Source organism: Pseudomonas sp. NFX98 (assembly GCF_047784845.1).
GTDB lineage: Bacteria > Pseudomonadota > Gammaproteobacteria > Pseudomonadales > Pseudomonadaceae > Aquipseudomonas.
On record NZ_JBLNNF010000025.1, the window covers coordinates 53,801 to 78,753 of the forward strand.

Annotated in this window: 22 protein-coding genes and 1 pseudogene; 9 read left to right on the top strand and 14 right to left on the bottom strand. The window is 59.8% G+C overall.

Translation table 11 applies throughout. The features are described from left to right. Positions 1 to 456: 456 nt before the first annotated feature. Positions 457 to 1,623 (top strand): annotated as a pseudogene (locus ACM110_RS26900) (type I restriction enzyme endonuclease domain-containing protein); the annotation flags it as partial. Positions 1,624 to 2,155: 532 nt separating this feature from the next. Here the strand turns inward: ACM110_RS26900 and ACM110_RS26905 are convergent. From ACM110_RS26905 to ACM110_RS26945, 9 genes are all read right to left on the bottom strand, one after another. After that, on the bottom strand, positions 2,156 to 2,902 hold the full coding sequence (locus tag ACM110_RS26905; RefSeq protein ID WP_416130148.1) for a LexA family transcriptional regulator: 747 nt from the start codon (positions 2,900 to 2,902) through the stop codon (positions 2,156 to 2,158). Positions 2,903 to 3,125: 223 nt separating this feature from the next. Then, positions 3,126 to 3,653 (bottom strand): inorganic diphosphatase, encoded by a 528-nt coding sequence (ppa, locus tag ACM110_RS26910; RefSeq protein WP_007990564.1) that lies wholly within the window; start codon positions 3,651 to 3,653, stop codon positions 3,126 to 3,128. A 113-nt stretch (positions 3,654 to 3,766) separates the two neighbouring features. Then, entirely contained in the window at positions 3,767 to 4,579 is an 813-nt protein-coding gene (locus ACM110_RS26915; RefSeq protein WP_416130149.1) for a zinc-dependent peptidase, read from the bottom strand. A gap of 4 nt (positions 4,580 to 4,583) precedes the next feature. Then, positions 4,584 to 5,240, bottom strand: coding sequence for a DedA family protein (locus ACM110_RS26920; RefSeq protein ID WP_338583329.1), 657 nt, complete (start codon positions 5,238 to 5,240; stop codon positions 4,584 to 4,586). Positions 5,241 to 5,489: 249 nt separating this feature from the next. Continuing rightward, a complete protein-coding gene (locus ACM110_RS26925; protein ID WP_338583327.1) occupies positions 5,490 to 5,948 on the bottom strand; it encodes a GNAT family N-acetyltransferase in 459 nt (152 codons plus the stop codon). Positions 5,949 to 6,062: 114 nt separating this feature from the next. Continuing rightward, positions 6,063 to 6,887 (bottom strand): ethanolamine ammonia-lyase subunit EutC, encoded by an 825-nt coding sequence (eutC, locus tag ACM110_RS26930; protein WP_416130150.1) that lies wholly within the window; start codon positions 6,885 to 6,887, stop codon positions 6,063 to 6,065. 8 nt (positions 6,888 to 6,895) lie between these two features. Continuing rightward, positions 6,896 to 8,290: an ethanolamine ammonia-lyase subunit EutB gene (locus ACM110_RS26935; protein WP_416130151.1), complete on the bottom strand. Its 1,395-nt coding sequence runs from the start codon at positions 8,288 to 8,290 to the stop codon at positions 6,896 to 6,898. A 174-nt stretch (positions 8,291 to 8,464) separates the two neighbouring features. Next, the gene (gene eat, locus ACM110_RS26940) at positions 8,465 to 9,838 is read right to left on the bottom strand and encodes an ethanolamine permease (protein WP_416130152.1); all 1,374 of its coding nucleotides are present in this window, start codon (positions 9,836 to 9,838) and stop codon (positions 8,465 to 8,467) included. A 252-nt stretch (positions 9,839 to 10,090) separates the two neighbouring features. After that, positions 10,091 to 11,611, bottom strand: coding sequence for an aldehyde dehydrogenase family protein (locus ACM110_RS26945; RefSeq protein ID WP_416130153.1), 1,521 nt, complete (start codon positions 11,609 to 11,611; stop codon positions 10,091 to 10,093). Between the two features lie 392 nt (positions 11,612 to 12,003). Between ACM110_RS26945 and ACM110_RS26950 the strand changes: the two genes are divergently transcribed. The 4 genes from ACM110_RS26950 (at position 12,004) to ACM110_RS26965 (ending at position 16,355) form a co-directional block, all read left to right on the top strand. Further along, complete coding sequence (locus ACM110_RS26950; protein WP_416130154.1) at positions 12,004 to 13,914, top strand: sigma-54-dependent Fis family transcriptional regulator; 1,911 nt, start codon at positions 12,004 to 12,006, stop codon at positions 13,912 to 13,914. Positions 13,915 to 14,099: 185 nt separating this feature from the next. After that, entirely contained in the window at positions 14,100 to 15,449 is a 1,350-nt protein-coding gene (gene mpl / locus ACM110_RS26955) for a UDP-N-acetylmuramate:L-alanyl-gamma-D-glutamyl-meso-diaminopimelate ligase (protein ID WP_338583321.1), read from the top strand. Beyond that, positions 15,446 to 16,078: a flavin prenyltransferase UbiX gene (gene ubiX, locus ACM110_RS26960; protein WP_338583320.1), complete on the top strand. Its 633-nt coding sequence runs from the start codon at positions 15,446 to 15,448 to the stop codon at positions 16,076 to 16,078. Before mpl ends, ubiX begins: the two co-directional genes overlap by 4 nt. Further along, a complete protein-coding gene (locus tag ACM110_RS26965) occupies positions 16,071 to 16,355 on the top strand; it encodes a YceK/YidQ family lipoprotein (protein ID WP_338583318.1) in 285 nt (94 codons plus the stop codon). Before ubiX ends, ACM110_RS26965 begins: the two co-directional genes overlap by 8 nt. Before the next feature lie 86 nt (positions 16,356 to 16,441). Here the strand turns inward: ACM110_RS26965 and ACM110_RS26970 are convergent, their stop codons facing one another. The 3 genes from ACM110_RS26970 to ACM110_RS26980 all read right to left on the bottom strand — a co-directional run bounded on the left by ACM110_RS26970 (position 16,442) and on the right by ACM110_RS26980 (position 19,397). Then, positions 16,442 to 17,083: an oxidoreductase gene (locus tag ACM110_RS26970; RefSeq protein WP_416130155.1), complete on the bottom strand. Its 642-nt coding sequence runs from the start codon at positions 17,081 to 17,083 to the stop codon at positions 16,442 to 16,444. Between the two features lie 26 nt (positions 17,084 to 17,109). Then, positions 17,110 to 18,828 (bottom strand): C13 family peptidase, encoded by a 1,719-nt coding sequence (locus ACM110_RS26975; protein WP_416130156.1) that lies wholly within the window; start codon positions 18,826 to 18,828, stop codon positions 17,110 to 17,112. Between the two features lie 113 nt (positions 18,829 to 18,941). After that, entirely contained in the window at positions 18,942 to 19,397 is a 456-nt protein-coding gene (locus tag ACM110_RS26980; protein WP_338583315.1) for a MaoC family dehydratase, read from the bottom strand. Between the two features lie 193 nt (positions 19,398 to 19,590). Here ACM110_RS26980 and ACM110_RS26985 point away from each other — a divergent pair, with 193 nt between their 5' ends. The 3 genes from ACM110_RS26985 to ACM110_RS26995 are packed head-to-tail and all read left to right on the top strand — an operon-like array spanning position 19,591 to position 21,268. After that, positions 19,591 to 19,953, top strand: coding sequence for a CidA/LrgA family protein (locus ACM110_RS26985; RefSeq protein ID WP_416130157.1), 363 nt, complete (start codon positions 19,591 to 19,593; stop codon positions 19,951 to 19,953). Between the two features lie 2 nt (positions 19,954 to 19,955). Next, on the top strand, positions 19,956 to 20,666 hold the full coding sequence (locus ACM110_RS26990) for an LrgB family protein (RefSeq protein WP_416130166.1): 711 nt from the start codon (positions 19,956 to 19,958) through the stop codon (positions 20,664 to 20,666). Between the two features lie 11 nt (positions 20,667 to 20,677). Further along, positions 20,678 to 21,268, top strand: coding sequence for an LON peptidase substrate-binding domain-containing protein (locus tag ACM110_RS26995; protein WP_338583312.1), 591 nt, complete (start codon positions 20,678 to 20,680; stop codon positions 21,266 to 21,268). A gap of 90 nt (positions 21,269 to 21,358) precedes the next feature. Here ACM110_RS26995 and ACM110_RS27000 read toward each other — a convergent pair whose 3' ends face one another. Both ACM110_RS27000 and ACM110_RS27005 read right to left on the bottom strand, forming a co-directional pair. After that, positions 21,359 to 22,675: a bifunctional DedA family/phosphatase PAP2 family protein gene (locus ACM110_RS27000; RefSeq protein WP_416130158.1), complete on the bottom strand. Its 1,317-nt coding sequence runs from the start codon at positions 22,673 to 22,675 to the stop codon at positions 21,359 to 21,361. 120 nt (positions 22,676 to 22,795) lie between these two features. Next, positions 22,796 to 23,491, bottom strand: a complete 696-nt coding sequence (locus tag ACM110_RS27005) for a DNA-3-methyladenine glycosylase (protein ID WP_416130159.1) — start codon at positions 23,489 to 23,491, stop codon at positions 22,796 to 22,798. Positions 23,492 to 23,680: 189 nt separating this feature from the next. Between ACM110_RS27005 and ACM110_RS27010 the strand changes: the two genes are divergently transcribed. Then, complete coding sequence (locus ACM110_RS27010; protein ID WP_416130160.1) at positions 23,681 to 24,952, top strand: glutamate-5-semialdehyde dehydrogenase; 1,272 nt, start codon at positions 23,681 to 23,683, stop codon at positions 24,950 to 24,952. Position 24,953 lies beyond the last annotated feature (1 nt).

Sequence of the window (24,953 nt, forward strand, 5' to 3'; positions counted from 1 at the left end):
AAGTCGGCTATGGTTTCCACGGCAGAAAAATACGTTTCTGAGATTGAAGTCTTTAGTTTTGGCCATCCGGGCTAAGAGTTCACGTAGCAGAGTGTAAAAATGGCGTTTTCATCAGTCAATATTGAAGCCATTTGGGCGGACCGACTGTTTTCAACAGATTCGGTCGTTCACTGCCGTTCGTGGCTACGAAGCATGATGGCTAAATCTGTCGTAAATGATTGGTTAGTTCGATTGCAAACGGGTGCCCGAGCGGCTGCTTCTGGCCGAGGCTGTTTAAAACCGGTTTAGAGGAGGTCTGGCGGTCGCATCCAGAACGAAAATCGCGTTCCCACGCAAACTTTAGGTTCGCAGATACACCGATCATTGGCTGATTTTAAATGGCGACGCAGACTTCAAAGCAGTGCTTGCGTTTTTATACAGCCTCGGCCGATTGCATAGCTCCGATGCCACGGCGAGGTAACCGGTTTCGATGCGCCGTGCGTTCACACCCTATACGTGGACAAACCCATGAAAGGGCACAACCTCATGCAGGCGATTGCCCGGGTCAACCGTGTGTTCAAGGACAAGCAGGGCGGCTTGGTGGTGGACTACATCTGTATCGCCAATGAGTTGAAAGCAGCGCTCAAGGAGTACACCGGTAGCAAGGGCAAAGGGCGGCCGACCGTAGATGCCCATGAAGCCTATGCGGTATTGGAGGAAAAGCTCGACGTTTTGCGCAGCCTGCTGCATGGCTTCGACTGCAGCGATTTTCTCACCGGTGGGCACAAACTGCTCGCTGGGGCCGCCAACCAAGTGTTGGGCTTGGAAGACGGTAAGAAGCGCTATGCGGATACTGCGCTGGCCATGAGCAAGGCCTTCACGCTGTGCTGCACTTTGGATGAAGCCAAAGCCGTCCGCGAGGAAGTGGCGTTCTTCCAGGCGATCAAGGTGATCTTGATCAAGCGTGAAGTCAGCCAACAGAAAAAGACCGACGAAGAGCGTGAGTTGGCCATCCGTCAGATCATCGGCAATGCCGTGGTCTCCGGCGAGGTGGTCGACATTTTCCAGGCCGTGGGCCTGGAAAAGCCCAATATCGGCCTGCTCGATGACGCGTTCCTCACCGAGGTGCGCAACCTGCCCGAGAAGAACCTCGCGGTCGAGCTCTTGGAGCGCTTGCTGGAAGGCGAGATCAAGAGGCGGTACAGCACCAACCTGGCCCAAGAGAAGAAGTTCTCCGAGCTACTGGCCAATGTAATCAAGCGCTACCAAAACCGCTCTATCGAAACTGCTCAGGTTATTGATGAGCTGATCGAAATGGCCAAGAAATTCGCTGCGGCTAGCCAGCGCGGCGATGCGCTTGGGCTCAACGATGACGAGCTGGCGTTTTACGGTGCTTTGGCCACCAACGAGGCCTCGGTACGCGAACTGGGCGACGAGATCCTTGCCAAAACTGCCCATGAACTGACCGCCAGCCTGCGAGCCAACGTCAGTGTCGATTGGAGCAGCCGTGAAAGCGTGCGGGCCAAATTGCGCATCCTGGTGCGTCGAATTCTACGCAAGTACAAGTACCCGCCGGATCAAGCCGAGGAAGCGGCCCAGTTGATACTCAATCAGGCGGAGACGCTCTGTGAGGCGTGGTTGTAGGCGTGAGCCATGAGACGACACAGATCGTTGATACCAGAATCGAGTCGATGGAGCCGGCTAACCAAGTGTTTGGGTGTGGGTCAAAGTGTGGGTCAAAGATGGCGTTTTGTATCCGGCCCGCATTCTACATAGCTTTCAGGCATTAAAAAGCCGGCTTGTGGCCGGCTTCTCGGGGACTGGCTTGGATCATTTTTGGTAAACCGCGCCAGCCTTCAAAACGTACACCCGGATCTTGCGTCCGGCTGTGGGACTCGGCGAGAAAGTCATCTGCCTTGTCGGTGCGATCAGAGCCGCTTGGCGGGTTGATGCGCAAATGTGGGGCGCAGCATACTGATTTTTTTGGGAAATTCCCAGCTTGGAGTGCGTTATAGAGCTATCGCACTGACGTGTAGCAGCTGCCGAAGGCTGCGTCCGGCTTCACAGCAGTCGTCTACCCGCCACCTACGGTTTATTTGAAACACCGCAGTAACCGATTTTACGTCTGCTGCGCAGCCGGACGCAGGCTTCGCCAGCTGCTACAAAAAGCTGGGTATTACAGGAACGGCACCTCCGGCCTGCGCTTGTTGAGTGTCGACCACCAGAACACCCAGCCCAATACCCGAATATTTTGTTCTTCGATTTGTGCGGCCCTGAAGATTTCGTCCGGGTATTGCGCGCTGTTGTGGCTGCGCATGCGTATGGCATTGCCCGGAACACGATGCAGGTATTTGATACGCAGCATGCCGTCATGTTCGATCGCGTAGATTTCGCCATCGACAATCTGGGTCAAGCCTCGGTCAATCGCCAGGGTCGAGCCGTCTTCAATTTTCTCGGCCATGCTGTTACCGATCATGTGGGCGCAGATGGCGTCGGCGTGGTTGATTTCCAGTGAGTCGAGGTGGCCGCGGGGCAGGCGTATGGACTGGCTGGGGTCTTCGACGACGTGGTTTTTTTTGGAGCCTGGCGCCGTGGCGGTTTCTTTGAAAAGGGGGAGTTCGACGTCTGTGGGCTCGATGACCGTGTAGACACCGCGAATGGCCTGAGCGTCGAAGGTGTTGCCCGTTTCGTCGAGCAGGCGCAGGTGTCTGGCATCTTTCTGACCCTCACCGGTTTTCAGCCATTCACTGTTCACGGAGAGTCGCATGGCGACTTCTTCCATGCAGTGGGCGGGTACACCGCGGGTGTACCAGTTATGGACGTTTTGCGGGGCCGTGTTCAAAAACTCGGCAAATCCGGAAGTCGTGATGCTGGCAAGTCGTAGGAGCGCTCGAAAGCGTGGGCCGCTAGTGTTCTTTTTCATAAACACGAGTCTACGGAGGCGGAATAAGGCTTTGAATAAACGAACTGTTCAAATTCGAGGGAAATTTAAGACTTGATGTAAGACGTCGCTGGCGAAAATTAAACAAGAAAAAACCAAATCAGAGGCGCTTTAAACAAGGTGTTTAAGCGGCGCTTTTCAAACGCCCACAAAAAACCCCGGATCAACCGGGGTTCTTCTTCAAGCTTGAATCTCGCAGCTGCGCTTAGCCTTTGTAAGCGGCAACCGACTTGGTGATCGCTTCGCGGGCGGCGTCTGCGCCGGCCCAGCCTTCGATCTTCACCCATTTGCCTTTTTCGAGATCTTTGTAGTTCGCGAAGAAGTGCTCGATCTGTTGGATCAGCAGTGCTGGCAGGTCGGTGTATTCCTTCACGTCGACGTACAGCTGGGACAGCTTGTCGTGTGGAACTGCGATCACTTTGGCATCGCCGCCGCCGTCGTCGGTCATGTTCAGAATGCCGACCGGACGAGCGCGGATCACGGAACCTGGAGCAACCGGGTAAGGGGTCACGACCAGCACGTCGAGGGGATCACCGTCGTCAGCCAGGGTGTTCGGGATGTAACCGTAGTTGGCCGGGTAGAACATTGGGGTGGCCATGAAACGGTCAACGAACAGGCAATCGCTGTCTTTGTCGATTTCGTATTTGATCGGCGCGTGGTTGGCCGGAATCTCGATCGCGACGTAGATGTCGTTCGGCAGGTCTTTGCCAGCCGGAATCTTGCTGTAGCTCATTGGGCGTTGCCCCCGTTAGTTGACCAAAAACACTTGGCCGGATTGACCAAAAAGTGGCGGCGATTATAGGCATATTCTTACGCCGGCGCCATGGACCAGAGGTCGTGTAGACCTTAGTCGTGTGGCTGATAGACCGGATCGTGCGCCTGAAGTTGCTTCAATCTTCCGAGCGGGTCCTGGCGGTAGAACAGCTTCAACTGCTCGTACACCTGTGGATAAGCCTCATGCAGCAAATCCGGGGCGCTGAAGAAGTATTCGCTGGTGACGGCGAAGAACTCGGCCGGGTTTTCCGCGGCATAGGGGTCGATGGCGGTCTCGGCGTCGGGGTTGCGCTCCAGTTGCCGGTCGAGGTCGTCGTAGGCTTCCTGCATGACTTTGGCCCAGTCGCTGACCCGCATGTCGGGGTGCAGCGGCGGCAGGCCGTTGGCGTTGCCGTTGAGCATGTCGAGTTTGTGCGCCAGCTCGTGGATCACCAGGTTATAGCCTTCCCAGCCGCCACTGGCCATGACGCCGGGCCAGGCGAGGATGACCGGCCCTTGCTGCCAGGCTTCACCGCTGTGCTCGCCGTCCCACTCGTGCTCGACGCCACTGGCGTCGCGATGGCGCTGGGGGCTGAGGAAGTCGTCGGGATAGAGAATGATTTCGTGAAAACCCTGATACCAGTTCAGATCGCCCAGGTGCAGCAACGGCAACTGCGCCTGGGCAGCGAGCAGCAGGCGCTGCTCCTGATGCAGTTCGACGCCGGGCAGCGCGGTCAGGTGTTTGTCTTCGAGGAATAGAACGCAGGCTTCACGCAGCCAGTGATCTTCGGCAGCGCTGATGCCATCAAGAAAGCTAAGCTGATGTCGCACCCGTTGCCACATCTCGTCGGCTATCGGGTGCTTGGCCAAGGTGCGCCGGCGTCGCCATGCGCCAAGGGACCACATCGTGTCAGTGCGGAGCGGTTTTGGAGTTCGAGCCGCCAAAACGGCTGCGGACCACGCCGATGATCATTGGTACCAGCGACAGCAGGATGATGCCCACCACCAGCAGCGACAGGTTCGACTTGATGAACGGTACGTTGCCGAAGAAGTAACCGAGAGTGACCAGTCCACCGACCCACAGGATGGTGCCGAGGACGCTGAAGGCGAAGAAGCGCGGGTACGGCATTCTTGCTACGCCGGCGACGAACGGGGCAAAGGTGCGAATGATCGGCAGGAAACGCGCCAACGTCACGGTTTTGCCGCCATGCTTTTCATAGAAATCGTGGGTTTGCTGCAGGTAGTCGCGACGGAAGATCTTTGAGTTCGGGTTGCTGAACAAGCGTTCGCCGGCCGTTCGTCCGATGACGTAGTTGGTACTGTCGCCGAGAATCGCCGCGAGCATCAGCAAACCGCCCAGCAACACCGGATCCATGCCGCCACCGGCTGCGACCGCGCCGGCGATGAACAGCAGCGAATCACCCGGCAGGAAGGGCATCACCACCAGTCCGGTTTCACAGAAGATCACCAGAAACAGAATCGCGTAGATCCATGGCCCGTAGTTGGTGACCAGCAAGTCGAGGTACACATCGAGATGCAGGACGAGATCGAGCGGGTTGAAATCCATGGAAAGCACCTGTGATAACGGACCGGGTCGGCGGGCCTGTGCGGATGACTTCGCGAAAGCCTACAGACGAGTGTAGTTTTTCTTACAAGCCGGAAAGGTCGGCATTATACGAACTGGAGGGTGAAAAGCGCGTCGAGATTGTAGCGGGGCATGTCGGCAGGGCGTCCGGAAGTCTGGTGACAATTAATAACCCTCGCAGCGAGTGAGGTCAGGCTCCCTGGTCACGGAAGCCGCCTCGCTTTGGAGAGCTTACAACTCGTCGCTGATCGGCAACACGTAGTTCTTGAACTCGGTGTCTTCCTTGAACCCGATGGATTCGTAGGTTTTCTGCGCGACTTCATTATTGCTGCTGGTGGAAACCCGCATGCGCACGGCATTGGTTTCCTTGGCCATTTTCTTCGCGGTACGGATCAGATGGTCGGCCACCAGTTGGCGACGGGCGTCCTCGGCGACGTAGATGTCGTTGAGAATCCAGACGCGCTTGAGTGAAAGCGAAGAAAAACTCGGGTAGAGCTGACAGAAACCCATCAGTTTGTCGTCATCATCGGCCAAAGCCAGGTAAATCACCGACTCCTTGCGACGCAGGCGTTTTTCGAGGAACGCCCGGGACGAGTCCGGATACGGCAGGGAACCATAAAACTCGCGATATTTGACGAACAACGGGGTCAGCAAATCCAGGTGTTCGAGGGTCGCTTGAATAATCCGCATGGTAGGTCTCGTCTTCAAGTGGCTGTCTTGCGTGCTTGGACGGCGACGGGAAACCCTGGCAGCCGTGCGTCGATCCTGCCTGAAACTGGAACGAATGTGCAATGCGGAAGCGGTTCAGGCTTCCGGCGGGCTCAGTAGGAAATTACCTTTCATGTCCGCACCGGCGTCTGACTCCAGCGTCTGAACCTGCGCTTCGTCCTTCAGATTGACCCCCGACAGCTGCCGCCGACAGGCTTCGCGCATCAGATACAGCAAACGGTGTGCCGCCATGCCGTAGCTCAAACCTTCAAGACGCACATTGGAGATGCAGTTGCGGTAGGCGTCCGTCAGGCCGACCTTGGGATTGTAGGTGAAATATAACCCCAGGCTGTCGGGCGAGCTGAGGCCGGGACGTTCGCCAATGAGGATCACGGTCATTTTTGCGCCCAGCAACTCGCCGACTTCATCGGCGACGGCGACGCGCCCCTGTTCCACCAGAACGACCGGGGCGACGGTCCAGTTTTCAGCGCGCACCTGTTCTTCCAGTCGCGCCAGAAATGGCAGTGTATGACGGTGAACCGCCAAAGCTGACAGGCCATCGGCGACCACGATGACCAGATCGACCCCACCAGGATTAGCCGAGGCGTAATCGCGCAACACCTGAGCCGACTCGATGCTCAATTTACGCCCCAGATCGGGGCGTTGCAGATAGCTGTTTCGGTCAATTGCCGCGCTATGCAGCAAAACGCTTTCATGCCCGCGTTCGGCCAGTTGCGAGCGCAGGGCAGAATGGTCGAAGGGCAAATGCACTGCGTCCCGCGCCTGGGCATGGGCGTATTGGAAGTCCAATTGCGCACGGGTGGGCATGCTGGTGCCGGTGCGACCCAGGGCAATTCGCGCTGGTGTCAGGCGTCGCAGCTCTAGCCATGGGTTGTGCGGATCGTAGGGTGGTTTTTCCATATCAGCACTCATCCCAGTTGCGCCAAGGCCTGGCGGAAGGCCGGCGGCAGGCTGTTGCCGAAGAGAACCCGGCCGTCCGCCTGGGTGAAGATGCCCATTTTCGCCAGCCATTGTTCAAATTCCGGTGCAGGCTTGAGCCCCAGCGTCTGCCGGGCATAGAGCGCATCGTGGAACGACGTGGTCTGGTAATTGAGCATGATGTCGTCGGAGCCGGGGATGCCCATGATGAAGTTGATCCCGGCCACGCCCAGCAGGGTCAGCAGGGTGTCCATGTCATCCTGGTCGGCCTCGGCGTGGTTGGTGTAACAGATGTCACAGCCCATCGGCACGCCGAGCAACTTGCCGCAGAAGTGGTCTTCGAGGCCGGCGCGGATGATTTGCTTGCCGTTGTAGAGGTATTCCGGGCCGATGAAGCCTACGACGGTGTTCACCAGAAACGGGTTGAAATGTCGCGCTACTGCGTAGGCTCGGGTTTCGCAGGTCTGTTGATCGACGCCATGGTGGGCGTTGGCCGACAGGGCACTGCCCTGGCCGGTTTCGAAATACATCAGGTTTTTCCCGAGCGTACCGCGATTGAGGCTCAACCCGGCGTCGTAACCTTCCTTCAGCACATTCAGATTGATGCCGAAACTGGCGTTGGCCGCTTCGGTGCCGGCGATCGACTGGAACACCAGGTCCAGTGGCACACCGCGATTGACCGCTTCGATCGATGTGGTGACGTGGGTCAGCACGCAAGCCTGGGTCGGAATCTCGTAGCGCTGGATGATCGCGTCGAGCATCTCCAGCATGGCGCAGATCGAGGCGATGCTGTCGGTGGCCGGGTTGATGCCGATCATGGCATCGCCGTTGCCATGCAACAGGCCGTCGAGGATGCTCGCGGCGATGCCGGCCGGTTCGTCGGTGGGATGGTTGGGTTGCAGGCGGGTGGACAGTCGTCCGCGCAGGCCGAGGGTGCCGCGAAACTGCGTGAATACACGGATTTTTTGCGCGACCAGCACCAGATCCTGCACGCGCATGATCTTGGAGACGGCAGCCACCATTTCCGGGGTCAGGCCGGGGGCGAGGGCGCGTAGCACCTGTTCGTCAGCAGCATCGCTGAGCAGCCAGTCGCGAAAACCGCCGACGGTGAGATGGCTGACGACCGCAAAGGCGTGTTTGTCATGGGTGTCGATGATCAGTCGGGTGACTTCATCGTCTTCGTAGGGAATCAGGACTTCCTGCAGGAAGTGGCTCAGCGGAATGTCGGCCAACGCCATCTGCGCCGCGACGCGCTCGCCATCGTTGAGCGCGGCGACACCGGCCAGAAAATCCCCGGACCGCGCCGGGCTGGCCTTGGCCATCACATCCTTGAGGCTGTCGAAGCGATAGGTCTGGGCGCCGACGGAATGGGCATATACGGCCATGGGGCGGTGTCCTCCTGATTATAAATAGCTCAAATTAACCACCAATCCCTGTAGGAGCTGTCGAGTGCAACGAGGCTGCGATCTTTAAAGGCAAGATCAAAAGATCGCAGCCTCGTTGCACTCGACAGCTCCTACAGGGGGAGTGCACTTCAATAACTCAGGCGTCGGTGCAATTCATATACCTTCGAGCATAGCGTCCGCCGGTGCTTCGGAGCGTTGCCGAGCGGTCAGCTGGAAATACAGGTAACCGGCGACCATGAAGCCGAGGAATACCAGACCGATCAGCGTGTTGAACCAGGCCATCGCCACCAGGCACACCACCGCCAGGAACAGCGCGATCCCTGGCACGATCGGGTAGCCCGGCGCGCGGAAGGTGCGTTCCAGGTTCGGCTCGGTTTTACGCAGCTTGAACAGGCTCAGCATACTGATGATGTACATCACGATGGCACCGAATACCGACATGGTGATCATCGCTGCCGTCAGGGTCATGCCTTGCAGGTTGACCAGGCCATCGCTGTAGATCGCCGCGATGCCGATCACGCCGCCGGCCAGAATCGCCCGGTGCGGCGTCTGGAAGCGCGAAAGTTTGGCCAGGCTGCGAGGCAGGTAGCCGGCGCGGGCCAGGGCGAAGAACTGCCGCGAGTAGCCGAGGATAATCCCGTGGAAGCTCGCTACCAGGCCGAACAGGCCGATCCACACCAGCATGTGCATCCAGGTCGAATTGTTGCCAACCACGGCTTTCATCGCCTGCGGCAACGGATCGTTGATATTCGACAGTTGCCGCCAGTCGCCGACGCCACCCGCCATGATCATCACGCCAATGGCCAGGAATACCAGGGTCAGAATGCCGCTGACGTAGGCCCGGGGAATCGTGCGTTTCGGGTCCTTGGCTTCTTCGGCAGCCATGGCCGCGCCTTCAATGGCGAGAAAAAACCAGATCGCGAAGGGAATGGCCGCGAAAATGCCGGGGATCGAGGCCATCGTGAATTCGTTGGAGCCTGACCAGCCATTGAGCACGAAATTACTGAAGCTGAAGCCCGGCGCAACCACGCCCATGAACACCAGCAGTTCGGCGACGGCCAGCACGGTAACCACCAGCTCGAAGGTGGCGGCGATACTGACGCCGAGAATATTCAGGCCCATAAATACGAAATAGGCGCCAACGGCGGCGAGTTTCGGGTCGAGTTCCGGATACTGCACGTTGAGATAGGCGCCGATGGCCATGGCGATTGCCGGGGGCGCAAAGACAAATTCGATCAACGTGGCAATGCCGGCGATCAATCCGCCTTTCTCGCCGAAGGCTCGACGGCTGTAGGCAAACGGCCCGCCGGCGTGGGGAATTGCGGTAGTCAATTCGGTGAAACTGAAGATGAAGCAGGTGTACATCGTCGCCACCATCAATGCGGTGACGAGAAAACCCAATGTCCCTGCGGTGCCCCAGCCGTAACTCCAGCCGAAGTACTCGCCGGAAATCACCAGACCGACGGCAATGCCCCATAAATGCAGGGTGCCGAGTGTGGGTTTGAGCTGTGTGGAAGAAGTAGTCATAAGTCCTCTCTATTTTTTATTGTTCGATCTTTTGGACTTTCGGGTACGACGGGTTGAGTGCAAATCCTGAATGACGGGTACGCAAGGCCCGTGCCAGAGCGGCCAGGTCTTTTGTGTTGTGTCATTGAGGACGCTATCGTCGGAACGCCGCCCGGAGCAAGCTCGCTCCTACAGGGATCTCACTGTAGGAGCGAGCCTGCTCGCGATGGCTGCTTGAAGGGCGACACAGAAACCCTGCATCGCCCCCGATTTTTAGAAGAACCCCAGCGGATTGATGTCGTAGCTCACCAGCAGGTTTTTGGTCTGCTGATAATGATCGAGCATCATCTTGTGGGTTTCACGGCCGACGCCGGATTTCTTGTAGCCGCCGAACGCGGCGTGCGCCGGGTACAGGTGGTAGCAATTGGTCCAGACACGACCGGCCTTGATGGCGCGGCCCATGCGGTAGGCGCGGTTGATGTCGCGGGTCCAGAGGCCGGCGCCCAGGCCGAACTCGGTGTCGTTGGCGATGGCCAGGGCTTCGGCTTCGTCCTTGAAGGTGGTGATGCTCACCACCGGACCAAAGATTTCTTCCTGGAACACGCGCATTTTGTTGGTGCCCTTGAGCAGGGTCGGCTGGATGTAGTACCCGCTCGCCAGGTTGCCCTCGAGTTTTTCCACCTTGCCGCCGGTCAGCAGCTCGGCGCCTTCGCCCTTGGCGATTTCCAGGTACGAAAGGATCTTGTCGAATTGTTGCTCGGACGCCTGGGCGCCGACCATGGTGTCGGTGTCCAGCGGGTCGCCACGTTTGATCGACAGGACTTTTTTCATCACTTCTTTCATGAAGTCGTCGTAGATCGACTCTTGCACCAGCGCCCGGGACGGGCAGGTGCAGACTTCGCCCTGGTTGAAGAACGCCAGCACCAGGCCTTCAGCGGCTTTTTCGATGAAGGAAGGCTCAGCCTTCATGATGTCTTCGAAGAAGATGTTCGGCGATTTGCCACCCAGCTCCACGGTGGACGGAATGATGTTTTCGGCGGCGCATTTCATGATGTGCGAGCCGACCGGGGTCGAGCCGGTGAAGGCGATTTTGGCGATGCGCTTGCTGGTGGCCAGCGCCTCACCGGCTTCCTTGCCGAAGCCTTGCACGATGTTCAGCACGCCGGGCGGCAGCAGGTCACCGATCAATTCGATCAGTACGGTAATGCCCAGCGGCGTCTGCTCGGCAGGCTTGAGCACCACGCAGTTACCGGCAGCCAGGGCCGGGGCGAGTTTCCAGGCGGCCATCAGGATCGGAAAGTTCCACGGGATGATCTGCCCGACCACGCCCAGCGGTTCATGGATGTGATAGGCCACGGTGTTGCCGTCGATTTCGGCAGCGCTGCCTTCCTGAGCGCGGATGCAACCGGCGAAGTAGCGGAAGTGGTCGGCGGCCAGCGGGATGTCGGCGTTGAGGGTTTCACGCACGGCTTTACCGTTGTCCCAGGACTCGGTGATCGCCAGCAGTTCCAGGTTCTGTTCGATGCGGTCGGCGATTTTCAGCAGCACCAGCGAGCGCGCCTGGACGGACGTGGCGCCCCAGGCATCGGCCGCCGCGTGGGCAGCGTCCAGGGCCTTGTCGATGTCTTCGGCCGTGGAACGAGGGAATTCGGCAATCGGTTGGCCATTCACTGGCGAGGTATTGGTGAAGTACTGACCTTTGACAGGCGCGACGAACTCGCCGCCGATGTAGTTACCGTATTTGGCCTTGAACGAAACGATAGCGCCTTCAGTACCGGGGTGAGCGTAACGCATGATGTTTTCTCCTTGGCTTTTTTGTATTTGTAAGGAAGAGCGCATGTGCGCTTGCTTTAAGCGTAGAGCAAAGGTCGGGCCACCGCCCTGCAGGTCAGGCAAATCAAGGCGTTGCGCGATTTCTGTCGGACGGGCGGGTGGCGGCTGTGACGCTATCGGTACAGCCCCCGTGACACTTTGTACCGTTTATGGCACAGGCTGTGACCGGGTGGTCTTGCCAGCATTGCAATGCAGGCCAGGCTGGAGGATGCTCGGACGACCGCTGCTGAGACACCCTGTAGGAGCTGCCGAAGGCTGCGATCTTTTGATCTTGAACACTGCACGTCGAAAGATCGCAGCCTTCGGCAGCTCCTACAGAGTTGCGTAGGACCTTCGGGGGAGAACAATAAGAAATGCACGACAACCATTTGAGTCGCCATGCCCGACAAGTGCTGACCGTGACGCAGGGCAAAGCCCATGTACACGGTCCCGGCAGTGATCCGTCCATCGCCCGTTCCTGGCTGCGCTGTCTTGAGGACTATCACCTCGACCCGGCCTTGACCATGGCGCCGACGGTGCTGGAGCATGGGCGCGTCCTCGAAAGCCGCGAACGCTTGCAGCAAGTGCTGCACATCGCCGGTAACGAAATGACCAGCCTGCATCAGCAACTCTCCGGCGCCGGCCATGCCGTGCTGCTGACCGATGCGCGGGGGGTAATCCTCAACTGCGTGACCGCCCCCGCTGAACGGAAGATATTCGAGCGCGCCGGCCTTTGGCTCGGTGCTGACTGGAGCGAGGCCTGCGAAGGCACCAACGGTATCGGCACGTGCCTGGTCGAGCGTCAGGCGCTGACCATTCACCAGGACGAACATTTTCGCGGCCGCCATACCGGCCTGACCTGTTCGGCAAGCCCGGTGTTCGATCCTCATGGCGAACTGCTGGCGGTGCTCGACGTGTCCTCGGCGCGGCACGATGTCTCGCGCCAGAGTCAGTTCCACACCATGGCCCTGGTCAATCTTTCGGCGAAGATGATCGAGAGCTGCTACTTCCTGCGTTATTTCGACAATCAATGGTTGCTGCGTTTTCACCTGCAAGCGGAGTCTGTCGGCTTGTTCAGCGAAGGGCTGCTGGCGTTCGACGGAGAAGGGCGGATCTGCGCGGTCAATCAGAGCGCACTCAACCTGCTGGGCCATGTTCGCGGCGGCTTGCTCGGCAAACCGGTGGAGGCATTCTTCGATTGTTCGCTGGATGAGCTGCTCGGCCGAGCCAGCGTCAATGCCAGCGCCAGTTGGCCGCTGCGCACTCGCGACGGACGCAGCCTGTTCGCCTTGTTGCGCGGCCAGCCGCGACGCGTGCCGGTGCCGTTGGTGCCCAGTCCTGTCGTTGAGAGCCGGGAGCCGTTGTCTGGCATTTGCCTGGGCGATGCCGGTTTGCAGACCGATTTCCGCAAGGCCTTGCGTGTGTACGAGCGGGACGTGCCGCTGCTGATCAACGGCGAAACCGGATCGGGCAAAGAGGCCTTCGCCAAAGCCGTTCACCAGGCCAGTCAGCGTGGCGAGAAAGCCTTCGTTGCGCTGAACTGCGCAGCCATCCCGGAAAGCCTGATCGAGAGCGAGCTGTTCGGCTATCGCGGCGGCAGTTTCACCGGCGCACGCAAGGAAGGCATGCGCGGCAAGTTGCAACAGGCCGATGGCGGGACGTTGTTCCTCGATGAGATCGGCGACATGCCGCTGGCCTTGCAGACGCGGCTGTTGCGGGTGCTGGAAGACCGGCAAGTGGTGCCGATTGGTGGCGAGCCGGAATCAGTCAACGTGCGGATCATCAGCGCCACGCACCGCAATCTGCTGGAGCGGGTGCAGGACGGCAGCTTCCGCGAGGATTTGTATTACCGCCTCAATGGGCTGGAAGTCGCGCTGCCGGCGTTGCGCGATCGCAGTGACAAATCGCAGTTGCTCGACTTTTTGCTGGCCGAAGAAGCCAACGGAGAAACGGTATTGATCGACGCGCCGGCGCGCGAGGCATTGTTGGGGTTTGCCTGGCCTGGCAACGTGCGGCAGTTGCGTAATGTGCTGAGGACGTTGGCGGCATTGTGCGAGGAAGGTCGAGTCGGGCTGGAGGACTTGCCGGTGATGATTCGTCAGGCGCGGCCTATTGCGCAGCCGAGCGCAGAAGTCTCGGAGCATCCGCTGGAGGATGCCGAGCGGTTGGCGTTGTTGAATGCTCTGGAGCAGACGCGGTGGCATATGACCAATACCGCCGAGCAGCTTGGTGTGAGCCGCAATACCCTTTATCGCAAGCTCCGTAAGCACGGTATCGCCCGCTGAGCGCGCCACAACCCTGCAGGAGCAAGGCTTGCCCGCGATTGGCGTCACGCGACCTTCCTGAAAATGCGCGTTATCGTTCATCGCGGGCAAGCCTTGCTCCTACAGGTTCGGCGTTGATCCTCAAACACTGAGTGCGAATTTTCCCACCCTAAGCTAACCTGCGGCCATGTTTTACGAGGTCGACTATGCACATTCATATTCTTGGTATCTGCGGCACTTTCATGGGTTCGATGGCGGTTCTGGCCAAAGAGCTGGGCCATCACGTAACCGGCTCCGATGCCAACGTCTACCCGCCGATGAGCACTCAGCTTGAGGCACAGGGCATCGAGCTGACCCAAGGCTACGACCCGGCGCAACTCGACCCGGCCCCTGACCTGGTGGTGATCGGCAATGCCATGTCCCGCGGTAACCCGGCAGTCGAATACGTGTTGAACAAAGGCCTGCCATACGTCTCCGGCCCGCAATGGCTGGCCGACCATGTGTTGCAAGGTCGCTGGGTTCTGGCGGTTGCCGGGACTCATGGCAAGACCACCACCAGCAGCATGCTCGCCTGGGTGCTGGAGCATGCCGGCATGAGCCCGGGCTTCCTGATCGGTGGCGTGCCACAGAATTTCTCGGTGTCGGCGCGTCTGGGCGGCACACCGTTTTTCGTAATCGAAGCCGACGAATATGACAGCGCCTTTTTCGACAAGCGCTCGAAGTTCGTTCACTACCGTCCGCGCACGGCGATCCTGAACAACCTGGAATTCGACCACGCCGATATCTTCCCCGATCTGCCGGCCATCGAGCGCCAGTTCCACCATTTGGTGCGGACCATCCCGAGCGAAGGCCTGGTGATTCACCCGACGACCGAGCCTGCGTTGCAACGCGTCATCGAGATGGGCTGCTGGACCCCGGTGCAAACCACCGGTGCCGGTGGTCAGTGGCAGGTCAAGTTGCTCAGCGAAGACGGTTCGGCCTTCGAAGTGATGTTCGAAGGTGTTTCCCAGGGCGTGGTCGAGTGGGACATGACCGGCCAGCACAACGTTGCCAACGCATTGGCCACGTTGGCAGCCGCGCGCCACGTTGGCGTGGTGCCGTCCATGGGTATCGCTGCATTGAGCGCGTTCAAAAGCGTCAAGCGCCGCATGGAAAAAGTCGGCGAAGTGCGTGGCATCACCATCTACGACGACTTCGCTCACCATCCGACCGCCATCGCTACCACGCTCGACGGCCTGCGCAAACGCATTGGCGACGCGCCATTGATCGCGATCATCGAGCCGCGTTCCAACTCGATGAAGCTCGGCGCGCACCGTGACGGCTTGCCGGAAAGCGTGGTCGATGCCGATCAGGTGATCTGGTACGCACCGGCCAATCTCGGCTGGGACCTGGCGGCCACCGCGTCGCTGTGCACGGTGCCGTCGATTGTCAGCGATTCGCTCGAAGGCATCATCGAACGGGTGAAAAGCCAGGCACAGCCGGGCACGCACGTGGTGATCATGAGCAACGGCGGCTTCGGCGGCCTGCACGGCAAACTCGCCGAGGCGCTCAAATGAACAACGGCCCGGACCGCATCACGCTGGCGATGACCGGCGCTTCCGGCGCCCAGTACGGCTTGCGCCTGCTCGACTGCCTGGTGCGTGAAGACCGAGAAGTGCACTTCCTGATCTCCAAGGCCGCGCAATTGGTGATGGCCACCGAAACCGACGTCACGCTGCCGGCCAAGCCGCAAATGATGCAAGCCTTCCTCACCGAATACACCGGCGCTGCCGCCGGGCAGATTCGCGTGTACGGCAAGGAAGACTGGATGTCGCCGGTAGCCTCGGGCTCCGGTTCACCGGCGGCGATGGTGGTGGTGCCTTGCTCGACTGGCACGCTGTCGGCCATCGCCACCGGCGCTTGCAACAACCTGATTGAACGCGCGGCCGATGTGACACTGAAAGAGCGTCGGCAGCTGATTGTGGTGCCGCGTGAAGCGCCGTATTCAAGCATTCATCTGGAGAACATGCTCAAGTTGTCGAACATGGGCGTGACGATCCTGCCAGCCTCGCCAGGCTTCTATCACCAGCCGCAAACCATCGACGACCTGATCGATTTCGTCGTGGCACGGATTCTCAACCTGCTGAACATCCCCCAGGACATGTTGCCGCGTTGGGGCGAGCACCATCTGACCAGCGATGAATAAGCTGCTGGTGATGGTGCTGGCGCTGCAATTGGCCGGATGCGCTACGGCGCGCACGCTGGATGCCGCCAAGCCGGGCGCGCCGGTGGTGTACTCCGGGACGCGGCTGGATTTGTATGCGTTGAATGGCGGTTGTTGCGCAAAGGATCGTTTCGGCGCGGAGGCACCGAGTTATCCGGGTGTGGATCTGCCGGCCAGTGCGTTGCTCGACACGCTGCTGTTGCCGCTGTCGTTGTTAACGGTGATTGGCGTGAGTTTTCAGGCGACCGGGGGATTGTAAAAAAGCAAAAGATCGCAGCCTTCGGCAGCTCCTGCAAGAGATGGTATTCCCATGTAGGAGCCGCCGAAGGCTGCGATCTTTCGATCTTATTTGCCCAACTTCCTCAACTCATCCGACTCGACAATCCGCACCCCGTCCTGCTCCTCCAGCGCCAGGCGCCACATCGCCCGGGCCAGTTGGCAGGCTTCGATGCCGTGGTATTTGCCGGGGATCAGCCGGGACAGCGGCCCGGCGACTTTCTCGCCCAGGCGCGGTTCGATGCGTTCGCCCAACAGCAGCGATGGCCGGCAAATGGTCAGTTGCGGCCAATCCTGCGCGCGCAACGCGTGCTCCATCTCGCCTTTAACCTTGTTGTAGAAAATCGAGGATCTGCGATCGGCGCCCAAGGCGCTGATCACGATCAGGTGCCGCGCGCCCATCTCGCGGGCGCGTTTGGCGAAGGCCACAACCATGTCCAGGTCTACCGCGCGGAACGCCTCTTCCGAGCCCGCCTGCTTGATGGTGGTGCCCAGGCAGCAGTAGGCGATGTCGACACGGCCGTTCAACTGCGACAGAAATACCGCCGGGTCGCCGACCGGATTTTCAAGGTGGGGATGCTTGGCCAGAGGTCGGCGTGAAGGCGCCAGCACCCGCGAAATCGTTGGCTCATTGAGCAGGCGATCAAGCAAATGTTCACCGGTCAACCCGGTGGCTCCGGCAAGCAATACGTGCTGAGGCGTCAAGTACATAGTGTTTCTCCCTTGATACTGTCAGCTTAGTTGTTCTTTGCATCCTTGCTGTCAATTGAGACACTTTGCAGCGCTTTTCGTGCCTGCTGTTTGCGTAGCAACTGCCAGTGCGACAGCACGGTTTTCGGTGCCCAGATCTGCGGTTCGGAAGCTTCGTAGTTGTCGGCCAGTTCACGCTCGGCGACGGTGGCCTTGGCCAGCTTGAAGGCTTGCTCAAGATCATCGGTCTGGTTCAGCGCCTGGGCAAACAGGGCGTCGCCGAAGTAGGTGAAGTTGGCTTCTTCCGAGCAGCCGAAGGATACGCGATCGGCCCGCGAAGCGGTCATGATCAGCGTGCGCTCATCTTTAAGGGCAGGAATGAAACCGCCGGAGTAGCAAGATGAAATCACGATGATCTTGTCGCGGTTTTTAAGTGGCGCGAGGACGGCGGCCAGTTCGTCGGCTGGCAGGTCGGCCAGTTCCATGCGTGGCTGGTCGAGCACCAGTTCGTGTTCGGCGGTGCCGTGGCTGGTCAGGTAGATGAAAATCAAGTCTTCCGGGCCGCTGCGTTCGGCCAGGGTCAGGGCCGCGCGACGCAGGTTTTCCCGGGTGGCCATTGGGCGGTCGCCAAGGTGATCGCGATGGTTCACCAGGCGAATCTGACCGAAGGCGCCGAAGCGGCTGGTGAGCATGTTGGCGACGTAGTCGGATTCGCGCAGGAACACGCTCTGCTTACCGTCGCCGCCGAGGGTCAGGGTGTACAGCTCAACCGCCGGGGTCGAGGCTGGCACGTTGCTCAGCGCCTCTTCTAACAGACGCCCTTGGGCCAACAGGCCGAGTTCGAGGGTGTCGGGCAGCAACTTGCCATCGGCGTCACGCACACGCTGGCCATTGATCCAGATGCCGATGAGCACGGAACCATCGGTCAGCACCAGAGTGCCGCGACCCGAATACGCGTCGCTATCGAACTGGCCAACGTAGAAGCTGCCGTCAGCGAGGTTCAAGCGGCCTTGGCCACTGAAGCGCCAGTCGTTGAAGTGACCGATGTAATGGCTGCCGTCGGCACCTATCAGCTCGCCCTTGCCATTGAGCGAACCTTCCTTGAATTGCCCCAGCCAGACATCGCCGTCAGCGTTTTCGTAGCGGCCCTTGCCGTGCAGTTGATTGTTCTTGAAGCCGCCGACGTAGATGTCGCCGTCCGCACTGTTGAATGTCCCGTTGCCTTCCAGCTGACCGTCGACGAAGCGTCCGGTGAACTGATTGCCGTTGCCGTCGCCGCGCTGACCTTCGCCATTGGGCTTGCCGTGGGCGAACTGGCCCTGGTAGGCGCTGCCGTCTTCAAGTTCCAGATGGCCGAGCCCTGAATACTGATCGGCCTTGAACTCGCCGCGGTAGGTCATGCCGTTTTCTTTGAGGGTACCTTCGCCGTCGCGCCGACCGAGCTTGAAGCCACCGGTGTAGCTGCTGCCGCTGGTGGTCAGGCTGCCCTGGCCGTCGAACAGGCCTTGATTGAACAGCCCGCGGTAGACCTCGCCATTGCTGCCGTGCCATTCGCCCTGGCCATGCCATTGGCCCTTGTCGAACTCCCCGGCGTACCAGCTGCCGTTCGGGTAGTCGATACGGCCCTGGCCTTGCAGCAAGCCATCGACCAGATCACCGCGATAGCGTCCGCCGTCCGGCAGGCGTGCGTCTGGCGGCAAAGGGGATTCGCCGTCGCCGCAAGCGGTGAGCATCAGGGTCAAGGCGAGGAGGGCAAGTGAGCGCATAGCGGGTTCCGGGCAATTAGGCGACCGAGTATGCCGCAGCTATGTGTCCATATACAGCCGGTAGAAATGCAGCGGGCGCGAAACAGCATGAGCTGCTTCGCATCCGGGAAGGTTTACACGAAGCAGAGCGACAGCGGTTCAGCGATATACGCCGGTTTGTCCGAGCCTTCGATTTCCAGGGTGGCGGTGGCTTTGAGCAGCCATTGGCCGGGTTTTTTCTCGGTGACTTCGGTCAGGTCGACCTTCAGGCGCACTTTCGAATTGACCTTGACCGGCTGAATGAACCGCACGCTGTCCAGGCCATAATTGACCACCATCTTCAGGCCTTCGGGAAGGATGAGGATGTCTTCCATCAGTTTCGGGATCAGCGACAGCGACAGGAATCCGTGGGCAATGGTGCTGCCGAAAGGTGTTTGCGCGGCCTTGACCGGATCGACATGGATGAACTGATAGTCCCCTGTGGCTTCGGCGAACAGGTTGATGCGGTCCTGATCGATGGTGAGCCATTCGGAACGTCCAAGTTCCTTGCCGACATAATCATTGAGCTCTGCAACTGGAACATAGGGCATTGAGACTCTCCTTGGGTTCATCGGTTTTATAGTTTTGAGTTGGGGGGGTGACCTCCCGGATTACCACTTTAGATCAACATGGCAAATTGCTCCGGTCAACTGACCATGCTTTTGGCGAATGCCGATCCATAGCGCAGGCATGCTTATAATGCCCGGGCCAATGCGGGTGACGGATTTTTGCGGGAGATTTTTGATGTTGTTACGTGGCCTGACCTGGCTGGTGCTGTTCCAATTGCTCGGCACCGCGATCAATCATTTGTTTTTACCGGTCCTGCCGGGGCCGATTGTCGGCCTGCTGCTGTTGCTGGTGTTTCTGATCAGCCGTGGCCAGGTCGGTGAACCGCTGAACCTGGCGGCCAGCAGCCTGTTGCGTTACCTGCCATTGCTGCTGGTGCCGCCAGCCGTGGGCGTGATGGTGTACGCCGCCGATATCGCGGCGGACTTCTGGGCCATTGTCGGCGCGCTGGTCCTGTCCCTGTTGCTGTCGATGGCGTTTGCCGGCGTGCTGATGCAGCGCATGGTCAAGCGCCACACACACACTGAGGACAACCAATGATCATCGACTGGCACGGCGCCTGGACGTCGGTAATTCATCATCCATTGTTCGGCATCGGCATTACCCTCGGCGCCTATCAGCTGGTGCTGGCAGCGTTCGAGAAAACCCGCTGGATCTTTTTGCAACCGGTGCTGGTCTCCATGTTGCTGGTGATCGGTGTGCTGGTAGGTTGCGGGCTGACTTATGCCGAATACCGCAAGAGCACCGAGATCCTCAGTATTCTGCTCGGCCCGGCCACGGTCGCCCTGGCCGTGCCGCTTTACCTCAACCTGCGGCGGATTCGGCAGTTGTTCTGGCCGATTTTTACTACGCTGGTGATAGGCGGGGTGGTTGCCACGGGCATGGGCGTGTTGTTGGGCTGGTGGTTCGGGGCGGAACACATGATCCTGATGACCATGGCGCCGAAGTCGGTGACCTCGCCAATTGCCATGTTGGTGGCCGAGCAAATTGGTGGCGTCGCGGCGCTGGCGGCGGTGTTTGTGTTGATCACCGGTGTGATTGGCGCGATCTTCGGCCCGAGCCTGTTGACCCGTCTCGGCGTCCACAGTCCCGAGGCCCGCGGCATGGCGCTGGGCATGACGGCTCACGCGGTCGGCACGGCGGTGGCCATGCAGGAAAATGAAGAGTGCGGTGCCTTCGCGGCGCTCGCGATGAGTCTGATGGGCGTGGCCACGGCGGTGTTGCTGCCGTTGGCGGTGTCGATGGTGGTGTGAAGGAAATGTCTATGAGCCTGCCGCTTTTCCCGTTGAACACGGTGCTGTTTCCCGGTTGCATCCTCGACCTGCAGATTTTCGAGGCGCGCTATCTGGACATGATCGGCCGCTGCATGAAACAGGGCGGCGGCTTCGGCGTGGTGTGCATTCTTGATGGTGAAGAAGTCGGTATCGCCCCAGAAGGTTACGCATTGGTCGGCTGTGAAGCGCTGATCACCGATTTCAAACAGCAAGACAACGGACTGTTGGGGATTCGTGTTCAGGGTGGACGTCGTTTCAACGTACTGCGTACTGAAGTTCAGCGCGATCAATTGACCGTCGCTGATATTGAGTGGCTGGAGGACGAACCGGAGCAGCCGTTGCAGGACGAAGACGCCGATCTGGTGGCCCTGCTCAAGGCTCTGGCCGAACACCCGATGGTCGAAGCGCTGAACATGGGCACCGAAGCGACCGGGCAACAGTCGCTGGCCAATCAGTTGGCGTACCTGTTGCCGTTTGCCGAACTGGACAAGATCGACCTGCTGCAACTCGACGACCCGCAGCAACGACTGGATGCGATTCAGGCGTTGCTGGATGAGTTGCAGGGCGAGTTGTTTGCCTAAGGCCGCTGAAAAGATCGCAGCCTTCGGCAGCTCCTGCATAAGCAAGACGTATATCTGTAGGAGCTGCCGAAGGCTGCGATCTTTTGATCTTTAGTAGGCGTATCGCAGCATAGTGTGCGGCAAGTGCCGCAACACGAAGAACCCGAACAGCGCCACCAGCGACGGCAGCACCAGCCACCAGACCTTGGGCGGCATTGCGTTGAGCGAAGTCCGGCGCTGACTCAGCCACAGGCTCGCGGCACACACGCACGCTGCCAGCATCGCCCCCGCCAGGACATCCGTCGGCCAATGTGCGCCGAGGTAAACCCGCGACAGGGAAATCGCCAGGGCCGGAAGGCAACCCACGAGTAACCAGGTCAGGCGCATGCGCGGTGGTTGTCCGCGACCGGCCAGCACCGCCAGGGTCAGGAACAGCGCAAAGGAACCTGAGGCATGACCGCTGGGCATGCTGTAGCTGGTCAGCGGGTCGCTCAGCACTTCCGGACGCACCCGGGCGAAGAAGTTTTTGGTCAGCGTATTGGCCAGCGCTGTGCAGAGCAACGTGCTGCACGCGAAGATCATCTGGCGCCATTGCCGGGTGATCACCAACAGCACGACCAGCAAGGCACTGAACAGCAGCATGTTGCGGAATTCGCCGATCAGCGTGAGGACCACGGCCACTTCATCCAGCGCCGGCTTACGATGTTCCTGGACCAGGGTCATCACGCCCTGATCCAGCGCGGTCAGATGTGGATAGCCGATAAACAGCCCGGCCAGTATCAACAGACTCATCCCGCTGATGAACACCGTGGCGTTGCGGTGTCGACGCAAGCTGCTGGTCGCACTCAACCCGACCATGACGGCGATGGCGCCGGCAACGATTCCGGCCTCAGGCCAAAAACCCTCAGGCAACGGCAAACGAATCGCCGCGCCAGTGGCCCAGCCCGGTAGCAGATACGCCACCGACCAGCCCGCGCCAGCCAGCAGGCTGACGGCGAAGAAGCGCGGAAACGGCATGTCGAACATACCGGCTACCATCGGCAGCATGGGGCGCAGCGGGCCGATGAAGCGCCCGACCAGCAGACTGGCGATGCCATAACGCTGGAAGTACGACTCCGCCCCGGTGATCCATTCCGGGTGATGGCGCAAGCCTGGCAGGCGCCGGATGTTCTGATGGAAGTGGCGTCCGAGGAAGTACGAAACCACATCGCCCAACACGCCCGCGACGAAGCCCAGCAGCAGTGTTTCACTTAACGACAACGCGCCACTGCCGGCCAGTACCGCTACGGCGAACAACAACACCGTACCGGGCACGATCAACCCGGCGATCGCCAGGCATTCCACAAACGCCACAATGAACACCGCCGCCGCCAGCCATTGCGGGTTGACCGTCAACCAACCGGTCACGCTATCGAGCCATTGGCCCATAAAAACCACTCCATTTCCATTGTTTGTCGCTGTAGGAGCTGCCGCAGGCTGCGATCTTTTGATCATGATTTTTGAAGGGCAAAAGATCGCAGCCTGCGGCAACTCCTACAGGGTGTGTGTTCACAGCAGCATGTAATCGCGACCTTCGACCTGGCCCCGTCGTAGCGGGTTCCGCGTGCAATAAGCCGCATAGGCAGCATCGACAAAACGGTACATCAGGTGTTCGTCGCGCCCATCGGGGATGCCCAGGCGCGTGGTCTGGATGATGTGGGCGGGCGTCTGGCCGACGTCTTCCACCAGCAGCACCTCATGGTCGAAGCGCTTGGCGTCCCACACCGGCACTTTCAAACCCAGCGACTTGCACAGCAACGTCTGCCCGGCGCAGAGCTTTTGCGATGGGCGAGGGCGACCTTGTGCGTCGGGATTGTTCAATAACATCTGCGCCAGGCTCGCCGGCCCGCTGAGTTCGTCGACCCAAGGGTAGGCGGATTTGATCAGCACCGCGTTGCCCGGCCCCTGGGCGCTGAAGTTAAGTGAATCACCGCCACGGGCGTAATACATATAGATGTGGCCGCCATCCAGAAACAAAGCCTTACGCTTTTCTGTGTAGCCGAGGGACGCGTGGCTGCCTTTTTCGGCGCAGTAATAGGCTTCGGTCTCAATGATCCGGGCGCTGAGCCACAGATCGCCGACCCGATGGCGGATGACTTTGCCCAGTAGATCACGGGCCAGAATTTGCGCATCGCGGTCGAAAAACGCGTCTGCAAGGCCCGTGGGCAGGCTCGTGGCGGACGCTCGAACAGTCAGGTTGGACATGATGAACGGCGTTTATCAGGGCTGATTGAGTCGTGATGATAACAATTTGCAGCTTAATCCCGGCTGAACGTCAGCAAATTGCCCTCCATTTCGACCATCCGCCCGTCACCGCTGTTAGTCGAGAGACGCGACAGCTATAATCTGCCGCTTTACTCTTTACCAAGCCCTAATCAAAGACCACGCCAGACCATGACTGAGTCCGTTCTTGACTACATGACCCGCCTGGGTCGCGCTGCCCGCGAGGCTTCCCGCGTCATCGGCCGTGCCAGCACTGCGCAGAAGAACCGCGCCTTGCAGGCTGCTGCCAATGCGCTGGACGCTGCCCGCGCCGAGCTGACGGCTGCCAATGAGCGGGATCTGGTGGCTGGCCGCACCAATGGTCTGGAACCAGCCCTGCTTGAGCGTCTGGCGCTGACCCCGGCGCGTATCGACGGCATGATCGTCGGCTTGCGCCAGGTCGCGGCTCTGCCGGACCCGGTCGGTGCAATCCGCGACATGAGCTTCCGTCCGTCGGGCATCCAGGTCGGCAAGATGCGTGTTCCGTTGGGCGTGATAGGGATTATTTACGAATCCCGGCCGAACGTGACCATCGATGCCGCCAGCCTGTGCCTGAAGTCCGGCAACGCGACCATCCTGCGTGGCGGTTCTGAAGCGATTCATTCCAACCGTGCCATCGCTGCCTGCATTCAACGCGGCCTGGCCGAAGCCGATCTGCCGGCTGCCGTGGTGCAAGTGGTCGAAACCACCGACCGTGCCGCCGTTGGCGCGCTGATCACCATGCCTGAGTACGTCGATGTCATCGTGCCGCGCGGCGGTCGTGGCCTGATCGAGCGTGTCAGCCGTGACGCCCGCGTTCCGGTGATCAAGCATCTGGACGGTATCTGCCACGTTTATGTCAGCGAGCACGCTGATCTGGCGAAAGCCCAGCGCATCGCGTTCAACGCCAAAACCTACCGTTATGGCATCTGCGGCGCGATGGAAACGTTGCTGGTCGATCAAACCGTTGCCAAAGATTTCCTGCCGGCGATGGCTGCCCAGTTCCGCGAAAAAGGCGTCGAGCTGCGCGGCTGCGAACGCACTCGGGCAATTATCGATGCGGTGCCGGCTACTGAAGAAGACTGGAGCACCGAGTACCTGGACGCCATTCTGTCGATCCGAGTAGTCGACGGGCTGGACCAGGCCATCGAGCACATCAACCATTACGGCTCTCACCACACCGATTCGATCGTCAGCGAACACCAGGGCGACACCCGGCGTTTCGTGGCTGAAGTCGACTCTTCGTCGGTGATGATCAACACCCCGACCTGCTTCGCCGATGGCTTCGAATACGGATTGGGTGCCGAGATCGGCATTTCTACTGATAAGCTGCACGCCCGCGGCCCGGTCGGCCTCGAAGGCCTGACCTGCGAGAAGTACATCGTGGTCGGTGATGGCCAGTTGCGCGGACAGGAGCCGGTCTGAC